Origin of the sequence: Rhizobium sp. 2YAF20 (genome assembly GCF_052114685.1) — a bacterium.
GTDB lineage: Bacteria > Pseudomonadota > Alphaproteobacteria > Rhizobiales > Rhizobiaceae > Rhizobium.
This window is the reverse complement of record NZ_JBFRFF010000027.1, coordinates 52,636-75,197: the sequence shown is the minus strand read 5'-3', so window position 1 is coordinate 75,197 and position 22,562 is coordinate 52,636. Positions and strand designations below refer to the sequence as shown.

Annotated in this window: 14 protein-coding genes and 1 pseudogene; 10 read left to right on the top strand and 5 right to left on the bottom strand. The window is 60.9% G+C overall.

All coding sequences use genetic code 11. The annotated features are described in order from the left end of the window. Window positions 1-4 precede the first annotated feature (4 nt). Entirely contained in the window at window positions 5-6,778 is a 6,774-nt protein-coding gene (locus AB4Z52_RS24880; protein WP_442220576.1) for a beta strand repeat-containing protein, read from the bottom strand. A 144-nt stretch (window positions 6,779-6,922) separates the two neighbouring features. Between AB4Z52_RS24880 and AB4Z52_RS24875 the strand changes: the two are divergent. Next, window positions 6,923-7,087 (top strand): annotated as a pseudogene (locus tag AB4Z52_RS24875) (transposase); the annotation flags it as partial. A 9-nt stretch (window positions 7,088-7,096) separates the two neighbouring features. Here the strand turns inward: AB4Z52_RS24875 and AB4Z52_RS24870 are convergent. Both AB4Z52_RS24870 and AB4Z52_RS24865 read right to left on the bottom strand, forming a co-directional pair. Beyond that, a complete protein-coding gene (locus AB4Z52_RS24870; RefSeq protein ID WP_442220575.1) occupies window positions 7,097-7,255 on the bottom strand; it encodes a hypothetical protein in 159 nt (52 codons plus the stop codon). A 253-nt stretch (window positions 7,256-7,508) separates the two neighbouring features. Then, on the bottom strand, window positions 7,509-7,706 hold the full coding sequence (locus tag AB4Z52_RS24865) for a hypothetical protein (protein WP_442220574.1): 198 nt from the start codon (window positions 7,704-7,706) through the stop codon (window positions 7,509-7,511). A gap of 388 nt (window positions 7,707-8,094) precedes the next feature. Between AB4Z52_RS24865 and AB4Z52_RS24860 the strand changes: the two genes are divergently transcribed. The 8 genes from AB4Z52_RS24860 to AB4Z52_RS24825 all read left to right on the top strand — a co-directional run bounded on the left by AB4Z52_RS24860 (window position 8,095) and on the right by AB4Z52_RS24825 (window position 19,640). Further along, the gene (locus AB4Z52_RS24860) at window positions 8,095-10,410 is read left to right on the top strand and encodes a transglycosylase domain-containing protein (protein WP_442220573.1); all 2,316 of its coding nucleotides are present in this window, start codon (window positions 8,095-8,097) and stop codon (window positions 10,408-10,410) included. A gap of 302 nt (window positions 10,411-10,712) precedes the next feature. Continuing rightward, window positions 10,713-12,632, top strand: a complete 1,920-nt coding sequence (gene dnaK / locus AB4Z52_RS24855; RefSeq protein ID WP_442220572.1) for a molecular chaperone DnaK — start codon at window positions 10,713-10,715, stop codon at window positions 12,630-12,632. An 84-nt stretch (window positions 12,633-12,716) separates the two neighbouring features. Continuing rightward, complete coding sequence (dnaJ, locus tag AB4Z52_RS24850) at window positions 12,717-13,856, top strand: molecular chaperone DnaJ (protein ID WP_442220571.1); 1,140 nt, start codon at window positions 12,717-12,719, stop codon at window positions 13,854-13,856. Window positions 13,857-13,975: 119 nt separating this feature from the next. After that, window positions 13,976-15,532 carry a DHA2 family efflux MFS transporter permease subunit gene (locus AB4Z52_RS24845; RefSeq protein WP_442220570.1) on the top strand — a complete coding sequence of 519 codons (1,557 nt, stop codon included), beginning with the start codon at window positions 13,976-13,978 and terminating at the stop codon, window positions 15,530-15,532. Window positions 15,533-15,654: 122 nt separating this feature from the next. Further along, window positions 15,655-16,896 (top strand): class I SAM-dependent methyltransferase, encoded by a 1,242-nt coding sequence (locus AB4Z52_RS24840; RefSeq protein WP_442220569.1) that lies wholly within the window; start codon window positions 15,655-15,657, stop codon window positions 16,894-16,896. A gap of 278 nt (window positions 16,897-17,174) precedes the next feature. After that, window positions 17,175-18,299 (top strand): DNA replication/repair protein RecF, encoded by a 1,125-nt coding sequence (gene recF / locus AB4Z52_RS24835; protein ID WP_442220568.1) that lies wholly within the window; start codon window positions 17,175-17,177, stop codon window positions 18,297-18,299. Window positions 18,300-18,399: 100 nt separating this feature from the next. After that, window positions 18,400-19,164, top strand: a complete 765-nt coding sequence (locus AB4Z52_RS24830) for a molybdopterin-synthase adenylyltransferase MoeB (RefSeq protein ID WP_442220567.1) — start codon at window positions 18,400-18,402, stop codon at window positions 19,162-19,164. Beyond that, window positions 19,161-19,640 carry a GNAT family N-acetyltransferase gene (locus AB4Z52_RS24825; RefSeq protein ID WP_442220566.1) on the top strand — a complete coding sequence of 160 codons (480 nt, stop codon included), beginning with the start codon at window positions 19,161-19,163 and terminating at the stop codon, window positions 19,638-19,640. Before AB4Z52_RS24830 ends, AB4Z52_RS24825 begins: the two co-directional genes overlap by 4 nt. Before the next feature lie 54 nt (window positions 19,641-19,694). On the opposite strand, the gene AB4Z52_RS24820 is transcribed toward AB4Z52_RS24825, so the two are convergent. Then, window positions 19,695-20,696, bottom strand: coding sequence for a 2-hydroxyacid dehydrogenase (locus AB4Z52_RS24820; RefSeq protein ID WP_442220565.1), 1,002 nt, complete (start codon window positions 20,694-20,696; stop codon window positions 19,695-19,697). Window positions 20,697-20,877: 181 nt separating this feature from the next. Between AB4Z52_RS24820 and AB4Z52_RS24815 the strand changes: the two genes are divergently transcribed. Next, window positions 20,878-21,426 (top strand): SH3 domain-containing protein, encoded by a 549-nt coding sequence (locus AB4Z52_RS24815; RefSeq protein WP_442220564.1) that lies wholly within the window; start codon window positions 20,878-20,880, stop codon window positions 21,424-21,426. Here the strand turns inward: AB4Z52_RS24815 and AB4Z52_RS24810 are convergent. Further along, window positions 21,423-22,415 carry an adenosine kinase gene (locus AB4Z52_RS24810; protein ID WP_442220563.1) on the bottom strand — a complete coding sequence of 331 codons (993 nt, stop codon included), beginning with the start codon at window positions 22,413-22,415 and terminating at the stop codon, window positions 21,423-21,425. The two genes, AB4Z52_RS24815 and AB4Z52_RS24810, sit on opposite strands and share 4 nt — an antisense overlap. Between the last annotated feature and the right edge of the window lie 147 nt (window positions 22,416-22,562).

The window sequence follows — 22,562 nt, the reverse complement described above, 5'->3', positions numbered from 1 at the left end:
CTCATCATTGTGGCGTTAGCCTAATTTGATTCAGTAAAGCTTGAAAATTCTCCATCGTCATCGGTGCTTTTGGAGCAATCTCAAAATGAGTTGCACTATTTCCGCGCTGTATCAGCTCCAGCTCATCGGGAATGCTACTCAGCTCAATCTTATGAGCGCCGCCGAATTTCTCCAAGCCTGCGGGATCAGTATTAACAGAAACACCCCGTCCGGGCTGTACCAGTCCAGTCGCTTTGTCGACTTTTACGTCGATATTTCTGACCGTTAATTTGTCCCCGCCACGATAAACTGACGCCTCTTCGTCATCTTGGTTTCCTCCGTTATCATCCGGATCGGGCGATCCCGCAGCCGCCGACGAACCACCTGTGGTACTGCCATTGCTCCCCGACCCGCTTTTTTGATTATAGACCACCTGCAGACCGCTGGCGCTGGTGAGTTGCTTTGCCAAATCGTCGAGCGTATCCCCCGACATGGAAGCGCCTGCGAAAGAACCGGAGACCAGCGCATAGCCATTGTCGTTGAGCGTCAGCACGAGCGAGACGGTCTGGCCGTTCGGCAACGTGATCTCCGCCCGGCGCTTCAATTCGTCACCGACGCCAGTCAGATGCATCACCGTACCGTCGGCTAGTGTCTGGGTCTGATCGATCTGATCGCCCAGTGAGACCGTCGATCCAAAGTAGAAAACACCGGCCGCAAGTAGCACGGGGATGGAGAGCGCCACCGCTTGGCGCAGAGCTGCGACCGCCTCCGGGCTCAACCGAACAGTGGTCCCGTCGGGGATTGGCATCAGGCAAACCCCAGCTTCCGCATAAGCAGGCGTGATCAGCCAGTCCAGGAGATGGTAGTCGTTCTCGGTGTGCTGCACCCCGCAGCCCGCAGACAACACCGCCTTAACCTTGGGGTCGTTCACGTAAAGTAGGGTCTTTTTGACCGCCTGCTCGTCCTCAGGCGAAAGCTTGTCATCCGCGAGCATCTTGTCGAAGGCATCGTTGAGTACTTGTGCGAGGGTCTTGCCCGCCGCAACCGCTGCCTGCAGGCTCTGCACCGAGACATAAGGCTCGAGATCGATATGCTTGTCCCTGGTGATGACCGATTGCTGGCTCGGATCCTTGTTGATCTGGTCGGCGGGCTTGGTTGCCCCGCTCTGTTCGAGCGCTGCCTGCTGATCGCCGTTGCGGACGGTGATGTTGCCGTTGACGGTGGCCTTGACGCTCTGGCGTTCGTCGTCGAGCTGGTATTTGCCCTCGACACTGGAGGTGTTCTTCGACTGGCCGTTGGCGTCCTTGCCGCTGTAGAGGTCGATGTTGGCGTCGACTTCGTAGGCCTTGTATTCCTTCGACCCCGCAAAGTCCGACCAGGTCAGCGTACCGGTGTCGAGGTTGACCTGGCCGGTGCTAGATATGATGCCGGCCGCGGCCAGATTGGTGTTGCCGCGAACATAGATGTTGGTGGCGCCGTCGGAATAGAGCCCCGCCGGCGTGTCGATCCAGTTGGTGGAACCCTTGCCGGAGCCGAAGCCCGGCTGGACGCCGCCGAGGGTGAGACCGCCAAGCGCCGTGCCGGCGTTGGCTGCCGTCAGAAGCGGCGAGCCGTCGGCGCTCCGGCCGATCGTCCCGCCGGTGAAGGAGAAGCCCAGGGATTGCGAGCTGTTGGCGCTGGTGCCGGTGCTCGGCGTCGAGACGATGTCGAGATTGCCACCGACCGTGCCGTCGATGGTGTCGGCGGCAAAGACCGTGTTGTTGAGGCTGGTGTCGCCCTTCGAGGCGAAGGTGATGTTGTTGGAAGCGCTGACGGTCGACATTACCTGCGTGGTCGAGGCGCTTGACGACTTCGACTGGCCAGCCGACATGCTGGCCGTCGGGGTAATTCCGGTTGCGCCGCCAAGGCCGACGCCGACGGAAACGCCGATGCTGGCGCCCGCCGACTGGCTGCTCGACGAGGCCGTGTTCGTCGCCTCGGCGCCGGCCATGTCGATGGTGTTGGCCGAGATCAGCACGTCGCCGTTCATCGGGTCGGCGGCATGGGCGGCATCGGCGGTGGCCGAGACCTGCAGACCGCGGCTGGTAAAGTCGCCATTCGTCGAAATGATGCTGACGGAATTGCCGCTGATCGTCGGCAGCACCGGCGTCGAGCTTGAAAGTTCCGTCTCCGTCTTCGAATAGGTGAAGCCCGCCGTCAGCGAGATCGATGCGAGGTTCCCGGCTGCCAGGCCGTCCTTCAGGCTGCTGAGCGCATCATAGGCCTTCAGGCCGGCAAAGCCGACATTGGCGGCCGAATAGCCGTCGGTGACATTGCCCAGTTTCGAAGCGAGGTTCTCGATGCTCTGCCCGGCCCCGACCATGCTGGAGGAGACGCCGAGGCTGACACCGGCAAAGAAATTGGTGGCGACCTCGTCGAAGTTGGTGACGTCGTTGCCGGAGAGAATGTTGACGCCGTTGGTGCCGAGAATTGTGACGGCGCCGCCGGCGGCGATCTGTCCCGCCTGGTCGTTGAAGGTGTTGCCGGCTGCAAGCGTGATGTTGCCGCCGGCGCCGATCGTCGACACCGCGTTGGTCTCGGCGCTCTCGGTGGTCTTGTCGGTGAAGCGGCCAGCACCAATGCCGATCGACGCGCCGCTGCTTCCGGCAGACACCTGCAGGCCGAAGCCGGAGCGCTTGTCATCCTTTGAGCTGTCGCTGCTCTCATGGCCGGGCAGGATATTGATATTGCCCGCCGCAATGCCCGTGACATTGCCGTTGGTCGCCGTGATCGCAGAGCCGATCACATTGAGATCGCCCTTCGTGGCGTTCAGGTTGATATTGCCGTTGTAGGCCGTAATCGACGAGCCGACATTGTCCGTCGAGCTGTCGCTCGTCGTCTTGTCATGGCTGCCGTAGATCGAGATGAAGCCGCCGCCGGAACCGACACCGATACCGGACTTCTTCGTCTCCTTGTCGTTCTCGTGCGTCTCCTCAGCCCCCATGACGGTGACGGTGGAGCCGGACATGTTGACGGTGTCCTCTGCATGCAGGGACGAGCCGGAAAGGACGTTGGCGCCACCAGCATTCGAATTGATATCGCCGGTGGCTGAGATCGACGAGCCGACCGTCGCCTCGTCGTAGCTATGGGTGTGGGTCTTCGACGACGACAGGAAGCCGCTTTGCTTGCTGTCGCTTGTCGTCTCGTCGGTGTCCTTGCCGGAGGCGACGATGATGTTGCCGTTGGCTGCACTTAGGTTGGCATTGGCGGTATGGTCTGCATCGCCGGCGGCGATCTGTGATGCCGAGACGGTGATGTCGCCATCCTTGGAGATGACGTTGACGCCGGTCTGGCCGGAGATCTCAGAGCCCTTGGCGATGGTGACGGTCTCGCTTGTCTTCTTCGAGCCCGATTGGCTGGACGACGAGGCACTATCGGTCGCCTCGCCGATGGTAATGTCGTTTTTGGCGATCAGGCTGGCCGCGCCGCCGTTGGCATCGATCGAAGAGCCGATGACGCCGATCGAGCCGTTGTCGGCCTCGACGGTGACGCCGCCATTGTTCGAGGTGATCGACGAGCCGGTGTTGGTCAGCGAGGCGGAGGACGAATTGCCGCTCTTGTAGCCGTTGGCCGCACTGGCGGTGGTCTTGGAATTGCTGCTGGTCTCGTTCGCCACTGCTGCAATCGCAACATTGCCGTTCTGCGAGATGATGCCGATATTGCCGCCGGCGTCGAGCGAGGAGCCGGCGATGAGCACGCCCTGGTCGCCCGAAACGAGCATGGAGCCGCCGGCATTCAATGACGAGCCCTGCTGCGTCAGGCTGGTCGTTGTCGTCGTGGTTCCCTTGCGGTCGGCGGAGACTGTGGTATTGCCAGCGTTACCGCTTGCGGTAATCGCGCCGGCTGCCGCAGAGACGATGTTGATTGCACCGTTGGTTGATGTCACCGACATGTTGCCGCCTGAAGAGGCGGCGCTGGCGATGATGTTGACGCCGTCGGCACCTGAGATGCTGAGACCACCGCCGGCCGCCACGCTCGAGCCAATGAGCGATTGCTTGCCGCCGTTGCTCTCGGTGGCCGCACCCAGCGTCACCGTCTGGCCGGAGAGCGTCGCGCCGCTGCCGGCCGTCACCTTGGTTGCGGCAAGCGTCAGCGCCCCTGCGCCGCCATCCAGATTGAGCGTCCCGCCCGCCTTCACACCGCCATTGGTGTTGACAAGCGTCTGGCCGCCTATGTTCATCGTCTGGGCGGCAAGCACGATGCCGTTGGAGGCATCGAGGTTCATGTTGCCGCCGGACAGGAACGCCCCGCCATTGGTCTTGATGTTGGTGGCGCTGATCGTCATGTCGCCGGCCGCGGCAATCGCACCGGAATTGTCGAGATTGCCGACATTCATGCTGACCGTCTGACCGGAGATGGTGGCAGCCGAGGCGGCGATGTTGGCCCGATCGGCGGCCGACAGATAGACAACGGGCACCAGCACTTCCGCCCCGTCGACGGTGGTGGTCTGGTAGATCACCATTGACTGGGTGAGACTGGCCACCTGTTCCGGCGTCAACGCCTGACCGAGGGCCAGACCATGGGCCTCGGCATAGCCGACGCCATTGTCGAGCAACGTCTTCATCTGGTCGATGGCGTTGTCGCCGGAGATGAAGGAGCCGGCGCCGAGCCCTTGCCCGACCTGCTGGTGCAATTGCTCGTCGACGAGCTGGTTCTCGAAATAGGCGTCGCCGAGGAAGGGAACGCTGGTCTCCGGCGTATAGCCGATGCGGTCAATGAAATAGGCCGAGCCGTAGAACTTCGACACGTCGAGATAGGCGGCGCGCGTCTCGAACAGGAACACCTGGCCCGGAACCGTGCCGCCGACGCCGCCGGACTGCGGCTTGGCAAGTGCTGCAAGCTGCGCCCCGCCCGTCTGCAGGATCTGGGCGAGATTGCCGCTACTGCCGATCGCAACGCCAAGCCTGCCAAGCAGGCTATTGCCGCCGATCGCCGGGCCGCTGCCTGCTGTGGCACCGGCATTGGCGGCCACGCCTGCCAGCGACGAATTGACACTGAACAGCGCCCCGCCGGCCGTCAGGCCATTGAGCGCGCTTAGCGGATTGCTTTGCGCCGTGACGGCATTGATGGCCACCTGGCCGGCCAGCGACCCGGCCGAGGCGGCATTGTTGACGGAGCCGGTGCCCTTGCCGTCGAGGCTGAGCGCGCCGCGCGCCTGGATCGCACCCGACAACACGCCGATGGCGGCAACCGTCACCGAAGTGCCCGCTTGAAGGTCCCGTGACGGGTCGCGCTGGCCGTTCGGATTGGGCGAATAGGTGATGGTCGGATCGCCGTCGATGCAGCCGCGGTTGGGGCCGCTGCAATTCTGCTGGCCGGGCTCGGTGGAAACGACGTCGGCATAATACTGGCAGTTTGTGGCGCTGCCGCAAACGGTCTCGGTCGTTTGGTTCAGTGTTGCGCCTTCATTGGTCAGCGTGCCGTTAAAGGCAAGGCTCATATTGCCGTCGGATTCGATCGAGCTGTAGGAATTGGTGATGTTGACCGCATCGACCACAAGGTTGCCGCCGGAACGGATCTTTGCATCAGCGCCGGCGCCAGCCGCCAACTGATCCTGCAGGACGATCTGATGGACGAGCTGATCGACGCTCTCGGTCCAGCCATAGGTCGCCTCGTGGTCGCCTTCGCCGCTACAGCGCGTCTCGCAGCCATAGGTCTCGGAGATCAGGTCATAGGCATGCAGAAGCGTGTCGGACACCGCGACATTGCGGACGATCTGCGGGGCCGAGGTCGCGGCATTGATGAGGGTGTCGGTGTAGATCGACATATTGCCGCCGGACTGGATCAGACCGGCAGAATTGAACACGGCGGCATTGTGCTGGCCGGCGCCGGCGCCGCGGATGCTGAGATCACGGCCGGCAAGAATGGCGCCTTGATTGTTGGTGAGGACACCGCCGAGGAAGACATTGGCGTTGTTGCCGGCAAAGATGAGGCCGGTCGGGCTATTGGTAAAATTGCCGGCAATGTTGAGGGTCAGGTCGTGGCCGCTGGCAAGCTGTGCCGCATTGATGAGCGACGGCAGCGTCAACGATAGGTCGTGGGCGGCCAGCAGTGCTGTGCTGTCGCTTGCCGTGAGGCTCGCGGCCGAGACGGCAATGTCGCCGGAACCGCCGGCATTGGTGACGGCGTTGACGCTGGCATTGGTAAAATCGGCATTGCCGGAGAGATTGAGCGTCAGGCCGCCGAGCACCAGGTCGCTGCCGGAGAGGTTGGCGGAGGACGCATTGACGACCAGCGCGCCACCGGCGGCGATCCCGTTGCCCCTTGTGCCGGAAAGATCAAGGGCACCGGTGTTGATCGTCAGGGCACCGCCGACACGGGTGGTGCTGGTATAGTCGATCCGGCCGGGGGCCGTCAGTGTTGCGTTGCCAAGGCTTTGCAGGCTGGCATAGCCGATATTCTGTGTCGCCGTTGCCAAGAGATCGCCGCCAGACAACAGCACGTTGGCACTGATGCTGCCGCTCGAAGCGGCAAGCGTCATCGCACCGGCCGGCTGCAGCATCAGGCTGGCGGTTGGCGAGGCGCTGGTGGCAGCATAGTCGACCCCGGAAACAAGGCTGTCGATGGTCACTGAGCGGGCGGCGAGGTTGACGTTTTGAGCGCCAAGCGACTGACCGCTAAGCGTGATCGCGTTGCCGGCCGTCATTGTCAGATCGCCATGCGCAACGGCATTGGCGGCGATATCGTTTGCCGCCGTGGCGTCGATATTGCCTGATGCAAGCAGGCTCGCGACATCGATGTCGGTCGCCGTGGCGTTCAATGTGAGATCGCCTGCCCCCGCAGCATGTGCTGTCGCAGCCTGGGCTTTGAACCCGCGCTTTCATTCAGACGAAGGTGCTTCGTCGGCCAGCGACAATTCGGCAGAGGGCTTCCCAAGGCGATTGTAATGCACTCGAAGATCTGAGCCAAAGCCTACAAGGATCGCAATCGTATCGAGCGGATGTTCAATAGACTTAAACAATTCCAACGCATTGCTACACGTTACGACAAGACCCGAAAATCCTTCGAAGCCTTCCTAGCTTTAGCCGCAGCAAGGATTTGGCTGCCACACTTTGTCAACAGGACCTAGTACCATAGCTCACGGCGCAGCGTGCTCAACGACGGCATTGCCGCTGTCGGTGGTATCTTGGGACCATCCACCCGTTGCTGCCGCCTGGCCGGGAGGGTGTTTTTCAACCACTGCAATAGCCACGATCATTGCCGCTAGAGCTGAAACAAAGATTATACCATACGTCATGTTGGTATCCCGTTTTTGACGATCGGAGCCGCATTTGAGATGAGGGAGGTTAACCGTTGCCTTATCGACGTGGTTAAGTCGAAATCGACGTGTTAACTCCCAGTTAAGCTCTGCTGGATCCGAGTAAGCAACTGCCGTCGGCCTCCGACCACCTTCACATCCGATCGATACGGCCGAGGTAACGCAAATTGCACGGCATGATCCACCGACCCGAGCATCTTGCCGTTAACGCCGATGCTGGCGGTCGTTGTCGTCAATATCCATGGCGCTTGCGACGAACCATATCTCTGGCGTTCAACATGACAACCAGCTTCTGAGATATTTCTTTTTCTAGCCCCCGCATGGCCCTACCAGCGAAGATCACTGGCATGCCGGTGAAGATATCAAACACCGTCCACGAATCGTCGATCTCCTGCTTTACATCGAAACGCCCAAACTTAGTTTCTTGCATCGTTTTTCCCCGCGGCCAACCGCTTTAAAAACAGATCCGAAGCCGAATCTAGAGAGGCGGAGCGCACTTTCCAGGGGAAAGAAAAGCCCGCTGCAGTGTGAACAGCGGGCTTTTGATCGCACCAAGACCGCCGACGCCCGAATCAAGGTGCGAGAACGGACCGGTAACGATGGCGGTCACGGGCGGCAACGCATTGCGCGCAAGGGATTGACGCTCCACGGCTTTTTAATGGAGCGTCTTTAACCACCCCTTAAATCGCCGCATTTACAGTTCAGGCGGACGGTGGGGTCGTCGTGGCTTGCAAAACGCTGCCGGACTTTTCAAAGCCCGGATCAGCATGCCGGGCACCTTGTTCCGCTGGAACCATCGAGGGTACGACCGGTCCGCAATGGCAGGCAAGAATAGATCAGGCCAGAGGATAGAACCTTCTTTCGCGGGCAGGGACGGGCGCGACGATGACGAAGTGACGGTCGATTCCGGCGATCGGATCGGCGGACGGACTGGCGCACGCACAGTCGGCGCCAAGCCCGCCAAAACCCGAAATTCCAAAGGACGCGGCAGAGCGCCGAGACGGGAAGGACGCGGGTTTTTAGGCGCGCTTCGCTCCTTGATCTACTGGTGCCTGGTATTGTCGATCTGGGCCGGCCTCGGGGTCGGCGGTCTGGTGCTCTACTACGGATCGCGCATGCCAAGCGCCAGCACCTGGGAAATTCCGGCAAGGCCGCCAAACGTTAAGATCAATGCGATGGACGGCTCGGCTCTGGCCAATCGCGGCGCGACGGGCGGCGAGGCTCTGGCGCTGCAGGATATGTCGCCATTCATTCCCGAGGCGATCGTCGCGATCGAGGATCGTCGGTTCTATTCGCATTTCGGTGTCGACCCGATCGGCCTTGCGCGCGCGCTGGTCACCAACCTTGCTACAGGCCACACAGTTCAGGGCGGCTCGACGCTGACGCAACAGCTGGCGAAAAACCTGTTCCTGTCACCCGACCGGACGCTCGAGCGGAAAGTGCAGGAAGTGTTGCTCGCCCTTTGGCTGGAGCACAAGTACACCAAGGACCAGATCCTTGCGATGTACCTCAACCGCGTGTTCTTCGGCTCGAATGCCTTCGGTGTCGAGGCGGCCTCGCGGCGCTATTTCAACAAATCGGCCCGCGATGTGAACCTCGGCGAGGCGGCGATGCTGGCGGGGCTTGTCAAGGCGCCGTCAAAACTGTCGCCGGTCCGAGACCCTGCAGCCGCGCAGGCGCGCGCCGAGATCGTGCTGCAGGCAATGCGCGACCAGGGATATATCAGCGACGCCGATATCAAGACGGCGATGTCGCAGCCGCCGACGAGAGCCAAGAGCTACTGGAACGGAGCGCAGAATTACGTTGCCGATATGGTGATGGACCAGCTGCCGGGCCTGATCGGGAACGTCAAGGAAGACCTTGTCGTCGAGACCACGGTCGACCTTACGTTGGAAAAGAAGGCCGAAGAGGCGCTGGCTGACGTGCTCGATCACGATGGAAAGAAACTTGCGGCGTCACAGGCGTCGCTGGTTTCAGTCGATGGCAACGGGGCAATCCGCGCGCTGGTAGGCGGCAGGGATTATGCCGAGAGCCAATTCAACCGCGCGGTAACGGCAAAGCGGCAGCCAGGCTCGGCCTTCAAGCCCTTCGTCTATGCCGCCGCGATGGAGATGGGCCTGACACCGACCTCGGTACGCAACGACGCGCCGGTCAAGATCGGCAATTGGACGCCTGAAAATTACGAGCAGAAATATAACGGCGTGGTGACGCTGGCGACCGCGCTTGCTCATTCGCTAAATACCATTGCCGCCCAGCTGGTGATGGAGGTCGGGCCGCCGCAGGTGATCAAGCTCGCACACCGGCTCGGCATCGAATCGGATCTCCAGGACAATGCCTCGATCGCGCTCGGTACCTCGGAAGTATCCCTACTCGAGCTGACGTCATCCTACGCGGCATTCATGAATGGCGGCTACAAAGCGACACCACATGTCATAACCAAAGTCACGACCGCGGCAGGCAAGGTGCTCTATCAGGCGAACTTCAGCGACCCGCCGCGTGTGCTCAGCGAAACCGTCGTCACCAACATGAACGCGATGATGGAAGGCGTCATGACCATCGGCACGGGCAAGGCAGCGCGCATCCCGGGCTGGCAGACGGCCGGTAAGTCGGGGACGACGCAGTCTTTCCGAGACGCCCTCTTTATCGGCTTCACGAGCAATCTCACCACCGGCGTCTGGTTCGGCAATGACGACGGCAAGTCGATGAAGAAGGTGACGGGCGGCGGCCTCCCGGCCAAGGCCTGGAAGGAGTTCATGGTAGCGGCCCACAAAGGCCTGACGCCCACGCCTCTGTTCGGCGACGGCAGGATCATCGACAACGGCATGCCGGTCGCACAATCGGGCGCCATGCCCGGCGGCCAGACGACGATCAGCAGTATCATTTCCGGTGTGCTTGGTGGGAACGGCGGTCCGGCGACCTCGACGGCACAGCCACAGGCGCAGGTTCGCGCGCCGGCGGCCGCGGGCCAGGCTGCCTCTGCCGATGAACCCGTGGACATGCCTCCTCCGACCCCTGAAGACGACAACAACCCTTACGCAACACGCGGGATGGTGCCGCCGGCCGATATCGGCGAACAGGCCCCCTCCACCCGGCCGCGGAGGACGACACTCCTCGATCTGATCATGGGACGATAGCGGACTTTGCGAGGCCCTTTTTCGCATTGGCTCTTGCATGGCCAGCTCAAGGCTGGTCTGATGCACGAATCCGTTTTTTCGGCGCGCCTGAGGCAACTTTCCGGCGAACTGAAATTTAGGGGACAAAGCACTCGTTTTGCTGGATTCCGGGTCATTTACTGCCTTGCAGTCCGTAAAATCGCTACTTATATACCCGACATCACCGCAGTCATGACTGCGCAATCCTCAAGACCATCCCGTAAGGGGCTGTCAATGGAATGCCTGACCGGGGTTTCGACAGCTTGCTTCAAGGAGAAAATGACATGGCAAAAGTAATTGGTATCGACCTTGGAACGACGAATTCCTGCGTCGCCGTCATGGACGGCAAGGATGCAAAGGTCATCGAGAATGCAGAAGGCGCACGCACCACACCATCCATGGTGGCATTTACCGACGATGGCGAACGTCTCGTCGGCCAGCCGGCAAAGCGCCAGGCGGTCACCAACCCCACGAATACACTTTTCGCCGTCAAGCGCCTGATCGGCCGTCGCTACGAAGATCCGACCGTCGAGAAGGACAAGCATCTCGTTCCCTTCAATATCGTCAAGGGCGACAATGGCGACGCCTGGGTCGAAGCCAACGGCAAGAGCTATTCCCCTGCACAGATCTCCGCAATGATCCTTCAGAAGATGAAGGAAACCGCGGAAGCCTATCTCGGTGAAAAGGTCGAAAAAGCCGTCATCACCGTTCCAGCCTATTTCAATGACGCACAGCGCCAAGCAACCAAGGATGCCGGCCGCATTGCCGGTCTTGAAGTCCTGCGTATCATCAACGAGCCGACTGCTGCAGCCCTTGCCTACGGCCTCGACAAGAAGGAAGGCAAGACCATTGCCGTCTACGACCTTGGCGGCGGTACCTTCGATATCTCCATCCTCGAAATTGGCGACGGCGTCTTTGAAGTGAAGTCGACCAACGGCGATACCTTCCTCGGCGGTGAAGACTTCGACATGCGCCTCGTCGAATATCTGGTCGCAGAATTCAAGAAGGACAACGGCATCGATCTCAAAGGCGACAAGCTTGCCCTGCAGCGCCTCAAGGAAGCTGCCGAAAAGGCCAAGATCGAGCTGTCCTCAGCTCAGCAGACCGAAATCAACCTGCCCTTCATCACTGCCGATGCAACCGGTCCGAAGCACCTGACGCTGAAGCTGACCCGCTCGAAGCTCGAAAGCCTCGTCGATGATCTCGTCCAGCGCACGATTGCACCGTGCAAGGCAGCCCTCAAGGATGCCGGCGTCACCGCAGCCGAGATCGACGAAGTCGTGCTTGTCGGCGGCATGAGCCGCATGCCGAAGGTACAGGAAGTCGTCAAGCAGCTGTTCGGCAAGGAACCGCATAAGGGCGTGAACCCGGACGAAGTCGTTGCCTTGGGTGCAGCCATCCAGGCTGGCGTTCTGCAGGGCGACGTCAAGGACGTGCTGCTGCTCGACGTGACCCCGCTGTCTCTCGGCATCGAAACGCTTGGTGGCGTGTTTACGCGCCTGATCGAACGCAACACGACGATCCCGACGAAGAAGTCGCAGACCTTCTCGACTGCCGACGACAATCAGCAGGCCGTGACGATCCGCGTTTCCCAGGGCGAACGCGAAATGGCACAGGACAACAAGCTGCTTGGCCAGTTCGACCTCGTCGGATTGCCGCCGTCGCCGCGCGGTGTTCCGCAGATCGAAGTGACCTTCGATATCGACGCCAACGGCATCGTCCAGGTTTCGGCCAAGGACAAGGGCACCGGCAAGGAACAGCAGATCCGCATCCAGGCCTCGGGCGGTCTCTCCGATGCTGACATCGAGAAGATGGTCAAGGACGCCGAGGCGAATGCCGAAGCCGACAAGAAGCGCCGCGAAGGTGTGGAAGCCAAGAACCAGGCCGAAAGCCTGATTCACTCCAGCGAAAAGTCGCTGAAGGACTACGGCGACAAGGTCTCCGAGGCCGACCGCACCGCGATTTCCGATGCGATTGCTGCCCTTAAGACTGCAACCGAAGCCTCCGATCCGGATGCCGAAGACATCAAGACAAAGACGCAGACCCTCATGGAAGTGTCCATGAAGCTTGGTCAGGCGATCTATGAAGCCCAGCAGGCTGAAGGTGCGCCGGCCGGTGGTTCTGCTGAAGGCCATGACGATCACGTTGTCGATGCCGACTACGAGGAGATCAAGGACGAAGACGGCCGCAAGCGGTCTGCATAAGCGCGAACCGCGAAACGGTTTTGCGGAAACTTAGATCCGGCTGCCTCAGGCAGCCGGAAATCCATTTCCGGGGTCTATTCCTGCATGGCAAAAGCAGACTATTACGAAACGCTGGGTGTCGGCCGAACGGCGGATGAAAAGGACCTTAAGGTCGCCTTTCGCAAGCTTGCGATGAAATTTCATCCGGACAAGAATCCTGATGACCACGATGCCGAGCGCAAGTTCAAAGAGATCAACGAAGCTTACGAAACGCTCAAGGACCCGCAGAAGCGGGCAGCCTATGATCGGTACGGCCACGCTGCATTCGAGCATGGCGGCATGGGAGGCGGCGGTTTTGGCGGCGGCGGCGCCGGTGGTTTCTCTGACATTTTCGAAGACATTTTCGGCGAGATGATGGGTGGCGGCCGAGGCCGTGCGCGCTCGACCGGTGGCCGGGAACGCGGTGCCGACCTTCGCTACAACATGGAAATTTCCCTTGAGGAATCCTTTGCCGGTAAGACGGCGCAGATCCGCGTTCCGACCTCGATCACCTGTGACGTCTGTTCCGGATCGGGCGCAAAGCCCGGCACACAGCCTAAAGCCTGCGGCACCTGCCAGGGCTCCGGCCGCGTGCGGGCGGCCCAGGGTTTCTTCTCGATCGAGCGGACCTGCCCGACCTGTCACGGCCGCGGCCAGATCATTCCCGACCCCTGCACCAAGTGCCACGGCCAGGGCCGCGTCACCGAGGAGCGCTCGCTTTCGGTCAACATTCCGGCTGGGATCGAGGACGGTACGCGCATTCGCCTCCAGGGCGAAGGCGAAGCTGGCACGCGCGGCGGACCGGCAGGCGATCTCTATATCTTCCTCTCGGTGAAGCCGCATGAGTTCTTCCAGCGCGACGGGGCCGATCTTTATTGCACCGTGCCGATCTCGATGACGACGGCAGCGCTTGGCGGTACTTTCGATGTTGCAACCCTCGACGGCACCAAGTCGCGCGTCAGCGTTCCCGAGGGAACGCAGGTCGGCAAGCAATTCCGCCTCAAGGCCAAGGGCATGCCCGTGCTTCGTTCGGCCCAGGTCGGCGATCTCTACATCCAGATCCAGATCGAGACGCCGCAGAAGCTGACGAAGCGGCAGCGCGAGTTGCTGCAGGAATTCGAGCAAATTTCCTCCAAGGACAACAATCCGGAATCGACCGGCTTCTTTGCCCGCATGAAGGATTTCTTCGATACGCTGAGCGATTGATCGTCCCGATATCGGGATCACAAAGCCGGAGACCCAAACGTCTCCGGCTTTTTTATGCGCGCGCTCGGCGGGAACCTAGTGGTAGGCTGACCCGCGCGGTCTTGCGAGGAGCCTTTGCTATGCCTGACGAATTCCAGCACAAGCCGCTCAACGCAGGCACCTGGGCCGGCTTCATCGCCATGTGCGTCGGCATGTTCATGGCAATTCTCGACGTCCAGGTCGTGGCGACATCGCTGCCGACTATCCAGGGCGCGCTCGTCATTCCGCCGGATCAGATGAGCTGGATACAGACCGCCTATCTGATCGCCGAGATCGTCGCCATTCCGCTCACTGGCTTGCTGACGCGGTTGCTTGGCATGCGGCGTCTGTTCGTCATCGCGATTTTGGTCTTCACGCTGGCGTCGGTCGGCTGCGCGGCTAGCAATGGATTTGCGGAGTTGATCTCCTGGCGGGTTCTCCAGGGGTTTTCCGGCGGCACGCTCATCCCCGCAGTCTTCTCGGCGGTGTTTATCCTCTTCCCCGTGAAGCGGCAGGGTGTTGCCACCACGCTTGCTGGCGTCCTTGCGGTTCTCGCGCCGACGGTCGGGCCTATCGTCGGCGGCTGGATCACTGCAACCTATTCCTGGCACTGGCTGTTTCTCATCAATGTCATACCGGGGATCGCCTCCGCAATATTCGCCTGGGGCCAACTGCCGCGCGCGGCGATGCAATTGAGCGAAGGTCGCAAGCTCGACCTCCTGGCGCTCGGCGCAATGACAATCGCGCTTGCCGCACTCGAGATCGCCCTCAAGGAAGCGCCGCAACGCGGCTGGGCCTCGGGACTGGTGTTGGGCCTGCTCTTCCTCTCTATCGTCAGCGCCGCCGGCTTTGTCAGCAGGACGCTTCACAGAGACAGCCCGGTTGTCGATCTTGCCAATTTTGCCGATCGCAACTTCACCATCGGCTGCATCCTGAGCTTTACGCTCGGGATCGGCCTTTTCGGCTCGGTCTATCTGATGCCGGTGTTCCTGGCCTTTGTCCGCGAGCACAACGCACTCGAGATCGGCACCATCATGCTGGTCACCGGCCTTGCCCAGTTGTTGACGGCGCCCGTTGCGGTTGCCCTTGAGCAGCGCGTCAACGCGAAGCTTCTCTCCGCCGCCGGCTTTGCTGTCTTTGCTCTAGGCCTTGGGCTCAGTGTATTTCAGACCCCGGATACAGATTTTGCAGAGATGGTCTGGCCGCAGGTGATCCGCGGGCTGGCGATCATGTTCTGCCTGCTGCCGCCGACGCGGCTCGCTCTCGGCAACCTTGCAGACGCGCGCGTGCCGGACGCCAGCGGCCTGTTCAACCTTATGCGCAATCTTGGCGGCGCCATAGGCATCGCCCTGATCGACACCGTCATCTATGGCCGCTCGCCTGCCCTCATCCATCAGATCGTCGATAAATTGTCGGCCGGTGACATCGAAACTGCAAAGTTCGTGGGCATTCCGCTGGATCTGTTTGTCGCACGCCCGGCAGGTCCCCTTGATGCCGATACGACGGCGATGCTGCAGCCCCTCGTCGAGAAGGCGGCGCTGGCGCAATCGATCAACGAGGCCTGGGCTATGATCGCCGTATTGACGATCCTGGCACTTGTCTGCATTCCATTCGCCAGGCGGGCGGTGCCATCCGGCAGCCAAACCGGCATACATTGACGGGGTTGTTTCTATCTTGCGACGTTTACCGGGGATAATCGATATGTCTCGCGTTTTGCGATAAGCCGATGATAGGATAGGGCGATTGTGTCCGGATGCCCTTCCACTACGAAAGATGCTGCATGTTTCCGCTTTCTCATATGATGAAATCCTTCATACGCAAGGGCCGCCTTACGGTTATCGATGCCGATGGAAAGCGGCATGAATTTTCCGGCACGTCGGGTCCGGAAGTGACGATGCGGCTGACGGACAAGAAGCTATACCGGACGCTTGTCTTCAACGCCGAGCTTGCCGCAGGCGAAGCCTATATGGACGGAACGATGCGCTTCGAGGAGGGCTCGACCCTTCGCGACTTCCTGACGCTGTTTTCGGTAAACCGCCTGTCGCTCGGCTCCTATCCGATCCAAAAAGTATTGCGCGCTATCAAGATGCGCTTTCGCAAGAGCCAGCAGTCGAACCGCAAGGGCCAGGCGCAGCAGAACGTCGCGCATCACTACGACCTCGGCAATGATTTCTACAAGCTCTTCCTCGATGACAACATGCTCTACTCCTGCGCCTACTTCCGTAAGCCGGGAGAAACGCTGGAACAGGCGCAGCGCAACAAGCTCCGGCTGCTGGCAAGCAAGCTCGGGCTCGAGTCCGGCATGAAGGTTCTCGATATCGGTTGCGGATGGGGCGATCTCGCCCTTTATCTCGCGGCGCTTGAAAACGTCGAAGTCCTCGGTGTGACGCTCTCCAAGGAGCAACAGGCTCTTGCCTCGGAGCGCGCGCAAAAAGCCGGGCTTTCCGAGCGCGTGAAGTTCGAGCTGCGCGATTATCGCGATGTCACCGGCCCCTTCGACCGAATCGTCTCGGTCGGCATGTTCGAACATGTCGGCGTGCATCACTACGACGAGTTCTTCGCCAAGCTGAACTCCCTGATGCCCGATGACGGGCTGGCCGTGCTGCATTCCATCGGCCATATGAGCCCGCCCGGCATGGCAAGCCCCTGGCTTAGAAAATACATCTTTCCTGGGGCCTATTCGCCGGCCCTTTCGGAAGTCTTCGAAGTGGTCGAGCGCAATAGCCTGTGGGTTACGGATCTCGAGTTCTTACGCGTCCACTATGCGACGACGCTGCAACACTGGGCCGACCGGTTTGAGAAAAATCGCGGCGCGGTAATCGCCCTTTACGACGAGCGCTTCGCCCGGATGTGGGAATTCTACCTGATCAGTGCCGAGATGATGTTCCGCACCGGCAGCCAGCTCGTCTTCCACATGCAGCTGTCGCGCTCACGCGACGCCGCCCCGATCGTCCGTGACTACATCACCGACAAGCAGCGCGCCTATATCGAGCGTGAGCAGACGCTGAATCTGTCGATTTGATTTGGGCAGGCACCTCGTCCTTTAGGGATTGCCCGTTAGCCGCAACCACGCTGCCCCTTTCACCCCCACGAGGAGAAGTGCCGGGCAGAGCGAGGCGATGAGGGGCTGCGGGCGGGAAGGGTCGTTGCCTGTCGGATGCCGCAAGCCCCTCATCCGCCCTTCGGGCGCCTTCTCACCGACGCAGAAGGGGGCGCGCTTGCATGCAAACGATCGCCGGCAGGCTTGCCATAGCAGGCCGATCGGCATAGCTCTCAGCCTTCGTTCGAAACTGGATTGTCATGCCGCGCAAGGTCTCCCTGTCCTTCCTCAAGCTCACCGACTTCCGCAATTATGCGGCGGCGGCGCTCGATCTGTCCGATCGGCATGTCGTGCTGACCGGCGACAATGGAGCTGGCAAGACGAACCTGATGGAAGCGGTGTCGTTTCTTTCGCCGGGGCGGGGCCTGCGGCGTGTACCCTATGCCGATGTCACGCGGGTCGGCGCTGCAAATGGCTTCTCGATCTTCACGCGGATCGACGGCATGGAAGGCGAGGTGGAGATCGGAACCGGCGTCGACACCACGGACGAGACCGCGACGCGCCGCCTTCGCATCAACGGGACAACAGCGAAAACGGCTGACGAACTTACCGATCATCTGCGCGTGCTCTGGCTCACGCCTGCGATGGACGGGCTCTTTACCGGTGGCTCCTCCGACCGCCGTCGGTTTCTCGATCGGCTGGTACTGTCGCTCGATCCTGCGCATGGACGTCGCGCCACCGATTTCGAGCGCGCGATGCGCAGCCGCAACAGGCTTCTGTCCGAGGCTCGGTTTGATCCGTCATGGCTTTCCGGCATCGAGGAACAGATGGCGAGCCTTGGCATCGCGATGGCGCTTGCCCGCCAGGAAATGCTCGGACTTTTATCGCGCCTGATCGAGGAGAGCGGTGGGGAAACGCCCTTTCCCTCGGCCTCGCTGAAGCTCTCGGGCTTCCTGGATGGACAATTCCAGCGCGTGGCCGTGGACCTTGAAGATCAATATGCCGAGATGCTGAAAGAGGGGCGCTACCGGGATGCCGGTGCCGGCCGTACGCTGGACGGTCCGCATCGCGCCGATCTTCAGGTGCGGCATGTTCAAAAGGAGATCGAGGCGGAGCGTTGCTCCACCGGCGAGCAGAAGGCGCTGCTGGTCGGTCTGGTGCTTGCCCATGCAAGGCTCGTCGGCAATCTCACCGGCCACGCGCCGGTGCTGCTGCTCGACGAAATTGCAGCACATCTCGACGAAGGTCGCCGCGCAGCACTCTTCGATCTCGTTGACGGACTTGGCGGTCAGGCCTTCATGACCGGCACGGATCAGACCATGTTCTCGGCATTGGGCGACCGGGCACAGTTCCTGACCGTGGCCGATGGCGGCGTATCGGAATGACATCTGGATCGCATGTGATGCATCAGGTCTTTAGTTTATGCCGTATTTTTTTGGAAAATCCGGTTCCCACTTTCCTCAGCGATGCTTTAGCATAGCCGGCATGGACCCTTTGACCCCAGACGAGATCAGCCGCTACCAGCGCCATATCCTGCTGCCCGAAATCGGCGGCGCCGGGCAGCAGAAGCTCAAGGCGGCTCGTATCCTGGTGATCGGAGCCGGAGGCCTTGGCGCCCCCGTGCTGCAATATCTGGCCGCGGCGGGCGTCGGCACGCTCGGGATCGCCGACGACGATCGCGTCTCGCTATCCAACCTGCAGCGGCAGGTGATCCATGACACAGGCTCGGTCGGCGAAATGAAGACACAGAGTGCTGCCGATGCGATCGCGCGATTGAATCCGCACATCCGCACCCTGCGTTTCGACGAACGCTTTTCGTCGGAAACCGCGGCTGCGCAACTTGGCCGGTTCGATCTTGTGGTCGACGGGTCCGACAACTTCGACACCCGCTATGCCGCCGCTGATGCAGCCGAAGCAGCGCGCAAGCCGCTGGTGACGGGGGCGGTCGGCAGGTTTGACGGTTCGCTGACGGTGCTGAAACCCTATGAGGCGGGCCCGGACGGCGTTCTCAACCCCTCCTACCGCGATCTCTTTCCGGCGCCGCCGCCGGCGGGCTTGATCCCCTCCTGCGCCGAGGCGGGCATCATCGGAGCGCTCACAGGGGTGATCGGAACCCTGATGGCGATGGAAGCCATCAAGCTTGTGACTGGCGTCGGCGAACCGCTGGTCGGACGCCTGATACTCTACGACGCGTTGTCGGCTCGCTTCGACACCGTGCATTACAGGCGCAGGCGGACAAAGGGCGAATGACGGGCACGACAATCATCCGCATCGATCAATATTTCGAACGATGGGACGCTTTGCTCGGGCTCATCCTGGACTCTTTTTCCTACATGAACGGGATCATCGATCCACCGTCTTCGGCGCTGGCATTGACGCCGCAATTGCTGAAACGCAAAGCGCAGACGGAGATCGGCTACGTCGCGCTTGAGGGCCACGCATTGATCGGCTGCATCTTTTGCCGGCCGGAGGTCGATTGTCTCTATATCGGCAAACTTTCTGTCTTGCCGGCGGCACAAGGCAAGGGTCTTGGCAAGCAATTGCTGGGCCTTGCGGAAAAGATGGCGCGGAAAAAATCGCTGCCGGCACTCAGGCTCGAAACGAGGATCGAACTTGTCGGCAACCATGCCGTTTTCACCTCATGGGGTTTCAGGAAGACCGCGGAAAATTCTCATGCGGGGTTCGAACGCACGACGTCAATCGAAATGAGCAAGCGCCTCGAATAGAACATCCCGCGCCAAAAGGCGTCATGTGACACTGTACCGTTGCAATGGGCAATACTACCGATCCGGTAGCACCCGGTTCGGCGGGCGATGACCGTCCATGAAGGCGCGGATGTTGATGATGACCTTGTCGCCCATCTCGATACGGCCCTCGATGGTGGCCGAGCTCATATGCGGCAGCAGCACAACCTTGCCTTCGTTTGCAAGCTTGATGAGCTTCGGATTGACCGCAGGCTCGTTCTCGAACACATCGAGACCGGCGCCGGCGATCTTGCCCTCGCGCAGGATCTTGATCAGCGCCGCCTCGTCGATGATATCGCCGCGGGCGGTGTTGATGACGTAGCTCGTCGGCTGCAGCAGGGCCAGGCGCCGCGCCGAGACGAGATGGTAGGTTGCCGGTGTCGAAGGGCAGTTGACCGAGACGAAATCGACGCGGGCGAGCATCTGGTCGAGGCTATCCCAATAGGTCGCCTCAAGTTCGTCCTCGGTCGCCGGGCTGACGCGCTTGCGATTGTGATAATGGATCGAGAGGCCGAACGCCTTGGCGCGTCGGGCAACGGCAGTGCCGATGCGGCCCATGCCGACAATACCGATGCGCTTGCCGAACAGACGTCGGCCGAGCATCCAGGTTGGCGACCAGCCCGCCCATTCACCAGGCTTGTCGGTCAAGATGCGCGCACCTTCGGCGAGCCGGCGCGGCAGCGCCAGAATCAAGGCCATGGTCATGTCCGCCGTGTCTTCTGTCAGGACATTCGGCGTATTGGTGACGGTAATCCCCCGGCGGGCGGCTGCGGCGACGTCGATATGATCGACCCCGTTCGAAAAGCTGGTGATCAGCTTCATCTGCGGACCCGCCTGTTCGATCAAGGCCGCATCGATGCGATCCGTCACGGTTGGAACGAGGACGTCTGCATATTGCACGGCGGCCACGAGTTCCGCTGTGGTGCGCGGGGTATCGTCAATATTCAGCTCTGCCTCGAACAGCTCGCGCATTCGCGTCTCGACCGCATCCGGCAGCTTCCGCGTGATGTAGACCTTCGGTTTTTTCTTCGTCGTCATGCGACTTGCGATGCCTTGTTCAGAGGTCCTTAACCAAGACCGGACATAGTTTTAGCGTTCCGGGCAGTTCTACCAGACCCGCAAGCGAAGACAAACAGAACTCGCAGGCGGTATCGCGGTTTTGACCCGGGCGGAGGCGCCCCGAAGCGGCGCTCGATTACGACAAGCGAACGGAAGCCCCATGCGCCGCAAAGTTATTCAGTCCTGCGTTATCCTGGCAATCGGCCTGGTCATGGCGTTCTCCAACGCTGAAGTCGCGGACGCGCAAGCCGCAAAGGGCGCGAGCGGACTGCCGCTGCCGCGTTTTGTCACGTTGAAATCAAAGCGAGTCAACCTGCGCATCGGCCCGAGCAGCGACTACGCCGTCTCCTGGCTTTACACACGCGAGGGCCTTCCGGTCGAAATCATTCAGGAATACGACAATTGGCGCCAGGTCCGCGATGCCGAGGGAACGGAAGGCTGGGTGAACCAATCGTTGCTCTCCGGCCAGCGCTCGGCGATCGCCGCACCCTGGATGAAAAACAAGGCCGCGTCCAAGGCGATCTACGTGAACATGCGCCGCGAACCTCTGCCCTCGAGCGCCGTCATCGCCAAGCTCGAGCCTGGCGTCATCCTGCATGTGCGCGAATGCAACGGCACCTGGTGCCGCGCTACCACCGACGGAAGTGACGGGTGGGTGGCGCAGTCAGAAATCTGGGGCGCCTATCCCGGCGAAGCCTTCAAAAACTAAGCAAGGCCCGCTTCGCGCGCAGCGTCCGCGAGCGACTTCGTCGGCCGCGGTCCGATCTGCTGGATGACGATGCCGGCGGCCAGGCATCCGAGCTTGGCGCAATCTTCAAGCGACCGGCCCTGCGTGTAGCCATAGAGAAAGCCCGAGGCAAACAGATCGCCGGCACCCGTGGTGTCGACCAGTTCCTTGAGCTTGATGGCATCGACCCTATAACGCTCCTTGCCACGGAGGATAACGGCGCCTTCTTCGCTCATGGTCACGGCAGCGATCTTGCAATCGGTAGCGATCCGCGTAAGCGCTTCCTCGAAATCGCGCGTCTCATAGAGCGAAAGCGTCTCTTCACGATTGGCAAAAACGATGTCCACGGTGCCGGAACGCATGAGGTCGAGGAACTCTGAGCGATATCTGCCGACACAAAAACTGTCTGACAAGGTCATCGAGACCTCGCGTCCATTGTCGTGTGCTATGCGGGCGCATTCGAGGATAGCCTCCTTTGCGCGCGGCGGATCCCAGAGATAGCCTTCGAAATAGGTGACCTTGGCGTCGGCAACGACATCCGGCTCGACATCCTCAGGACCAAGTTCGACGCAGGCGCCGAGATAGGTATTCATCGAACGCTCGCCATCCGGGGTTACAAAGATCATGGATCTGGCGGTCGGAGGGAAAGTGCCCTTCGGCGTCGTCTGGTAGTGCACGCCCTGGGCGCGGATGTCGTGATTGAAGATCTCGCCCAGCTGATCATCGGCGACCTTGCCGAAATAGGCAGCTTTGGCGCCGAAACTGGCGACACCGGCCGCCGTATTGCCGGCACTGCCGCCCGAGGCCTCGAGCGCTGGACCCATGCGGGAATAGAGCAATTCCGCGCGCTCGGCATCGATCAGGTTCATCGCAGCCTTGGTGATCTTATTGTCGATCAGAAACTGATCGTCGCAACGGGAGATAATGTCGACGATCGCGTTGCCAACAGTCAGTACATCGAAACGAGTCATTAAATGGGGAGCCCCGGATATTTGTTACAGCCGGTATCCGGTCTTATCGAATTTTGCGAAGTTTGGAAGAGGATTCACGTCGCTGAGCGGCTCCGAAGCCCGCAAGTTCATGTGGCTGTCACTTTTTCGCTGTAGATGTTGCTCAAG